This window comes from Coriobacteriia bacterium, assembly GCA_031292615.1.
Classification (GTDB): Bacteria; Actinomycetota; Coriobacteriia; order Anaerosomatales; family JAAXUF01; genus JARLGT01.
Map to the genome: position 1 here is coordinate 1 of JARLGT010000048.1, position 2,578 is coordinate 2,578.

Below are 2,578 nucleotides of genomic sequence, written 5' to 3' on the forward strand. Positions count from 1 at the left end.
CGAAGCTGAGTGCCGGCGCCAAGCAGCTCGCTGGCGCAGCCTCGCAAGCGCATGCAGCCTCCACGCAACTCGCAGGCGCGGCCGAGCAGCTCGCGACGGGCGCCACGCAGCTCTCGAGCGGCATCGCGTCCGCCGAGGACGGCGCGACGCTCCTCGCGGCAGGGTCGGCCCAGCTCGCGGGCGGTACGGAAGCGCTGAGCGCGGGGGCCGGCAGTCTGAAGGCCGGCACCTCGAAGCTGGCGGCGGGCACGATAGCCGCTTCGTCGGGCGCCGCAAAGCTCTCTGTCGGCTCGGCGACCCTGGCCGCTGGCACCAAGCAGCTCGCGTCGGGCGCCAACAGCGCCGCGACCGGATCCACCACGCTGGCAACGGGCATCGGCCAGCTGAACGAGGGTGCCCACACGCTGTCCAGCGGCCTGCCCTCGGCAGCCAGTGGAGCCGAGGATCTGCGCAGCGGGCTGGCGTCTGGTGCCCTGGCGGTGCCCAACTACACCACGGCGCTGCGCAACAGCAACGACGACATGATGTCCAACCCGGTCGAGCTGACCACGCAGCGCCATGGCGAAGTGCCCACCTACGGCACGGGCTTCACGCCGTACTTCATCCCGCTGGCGCTTTGGGTCGGGGCGTTGCTGACGTTCTTCATCGTCAAGCCGCTGCACGGTCGCGCGCTGGCGTCGGGCGCCAACCCACTCGTAGTTGCGCTCGCGAGCTACCTGCCGGGTGCCGCGTTTGGCATCCTGCAGGCGATCATCCTGATGGCTGTGGTGCAGTTCGGTCTCGGCTTGAAGCCGGTCAACACGCTGGCGACCTACGCCTTCACGATCTTGGCGGCACTCGTCTTCACGGCGATCCTGCAGATGCTCAACGGCGCGTTTGGGGCGGTGGGCAAGCTCATCTCGATCGTCGTGCTCATGCTCCAGCTCACCTCGGCGGGCGGCACGTTCCCGACGCAGATGATTCCGGGCTTCTTCCAGGCCATCAACCCGTTCCTGCCGATGAGCTACGTCGTGATTGGTATGCGCCAGACGGTCTCCGGTGGGGACCTCGGCGCGGTCGCCCAGTGCGCGGTCGTGCTCGTCGCGTTTGGGCTGGGAGCACTGGCGATCACCACGTTCGCGGCGTGGCGCAAGCAGATGTTCACGATGGAGCGCTTGCACCCTTCGCTCTCGCTGTAGGGGTACAATCTGACCGTTCAGTCGGTTCGCCGAGGGAAGGCCCGACCGTATGTCGAGTAGGTCTGACGCCACCAAGAAGAAGCTCTTCGACGCTGCCATGGAACTCATCGGCGAGCGCGGGTTTACCGACGCGTCCGTCGACGAGATCGTCGAGCGCGCTGGCGTGGCGAAAGGCACCGTCTACTACCACTTCACGGGCAAGGCCGAGCTGGTCGAAGCGCTCATCATCGACCGCTTTCGCCCACTCGCCCGTGCCTTCCGCGACGCGGCCGCCGCGCACACAGACGATCCGCGCGCGGCTATCGAAGCGATCGTCCGAGCCGAACTCGAGTTCCTCTCGCAGCACGGCTCGTTTTCCAAGCTGCTGCTCACCGAGATGTGGCGCGAGGACCGCGTCTGGCGCGAGTCGCTCGTCCTGGCCCGTACCGAGCTGTTCGCCGTGATCAGCGACGTCATCAGGCAGGGCATCGCGAGCGGCGAGTTCCGCCCCGACATCGAGCCGGACTTCGGTGCCTCGGCGCTCTTCGGAATGACCGCGACCGTCGCACTTGACTGGCTCGCGTTCGAGCCGACCAAGCCGATTGAGACGGTTCAGGCGCAGATCACCAAGACCGCCTTCAACGCGATTCGACCCGACTAGTTCGCTGTCATCAGCTTCTCGGCTGCCGCCGCGAGCGCAGCGGCCTGGTCCTCGTCGACCTGCCCGCTTCCTCGCCAGACGATCTCGCCAGCCGAGTCGAGCAGGTAGACGTGCACCGTTTCGTAGTCCGGTATCTCCAGCGCCGTGATGAGCGCGGTCAGATCCGTGTAGGCGGTCAGCGTGTGCTGGCGCACGGCCAGGTCCGGAATGGCCGCCTTCATGCCGCCGTCGATGAAGAAGCGCCCGACGGCGTAGACGTGCGACATCGCCGGAACCTCCCACACCGAGATCTCGGGGTACGTCTGGGCAAGCGCATGCGCGTGTCGGCTCCAGCCGTCGACCAGCATCTGGTGCCAGCGTTGGAACGCCAAGATGATGACGCGCGGGTTGCCGGGCAGATCGTCGGGTACGCGTGTCGTGGCGCCCTCGAGGTCTTGAGTCTCTAGTGTCGGGAAGCGCATCGCGCCTGCCCCTCTGTTCCATGGGGCGGCGCGCCGATTCTTTGGCGCACTCCCCTGATTGCTTTGCCTACCGCCCCGAGTGTACCCCGCGACCGCCGCGGCGAGCCGCGCGATGACCGGAAGCCCGATGCGGTACATACGCTGAAAGCCCGCGCGAGAGGAGCGCTTCTCCATGCCCCAACCGGTCACCGTCGTCGCCAGGTATGGCCGGGCTGCCACCGCGCTTGCGGCGTGCGTGCTACTCGCGGCCGCGGCGGCCGGTTGCGCGGGTGTCGCGCCGAGCAGCCCCGGCGCGACTC

3 protein-coding genes are annotated in these 2,578 nt (G+C 67.8%); 2 read left to right on the forward strand and 1 reads right to left on the reverse strand.

Annotation, left to right across the window (positions count from 1 at the left end; all coding sequences use genetic code 11):
* On the forward strand, positions 1-1,178 hold a 1,178-nt coding region (locus P4L93_04445), incomplete at its 5' end, for a YhgE/Pip family protein (protein ID MDR3686190.1).
* Between the two features lie 49 nt (positions 1,179-1,227).
* Entirely contained in the window at positions 1,228-1,818 is a 591-nt protein-coding gene (locus P4L93_04450) for a TetR/AcrR family transcriptional regulator (protein ID MDR3686191.1), read from the forward strand.
* On the opposite strand, the gene P4L93_04455 is transcribed toward P4L93_04450, so the two are convergent.
* Positions 1,815-2,279 (reverse strand): hypothetical protein, encoded by a 465-nt coding sequence (locus P4L93_04455; GenBank protein ID MDR3686192.1) that lies wholly within the window; start codon positions 2,277-2,279, stop codon positions 1,815-1,817. The genes P4L93_04450 and P4L93_04455 overlap by 4 nt on opposite strands.
* Positions 2,280-2,578: the final 299 nt, after the last annotated feature.

What these genes read in the sequence shown, in the direction of transcription:
- P4L93_04450 (MDR3686191.1), top strand. Translation starts at nt 1,228, where the DNA reads ATGTCGAGTAGGTCTGACGCCACCAAGAAGAAGCTCTTCGACGCTGCC.
- P4L93_04455 (MDR3686192.1), bottom strand. Translation starts at nt 2,279, where the DNA reads ATGCGCTTCCCGACACTAGAGACTCAAGACCTCGAGGGCGCCACGACA.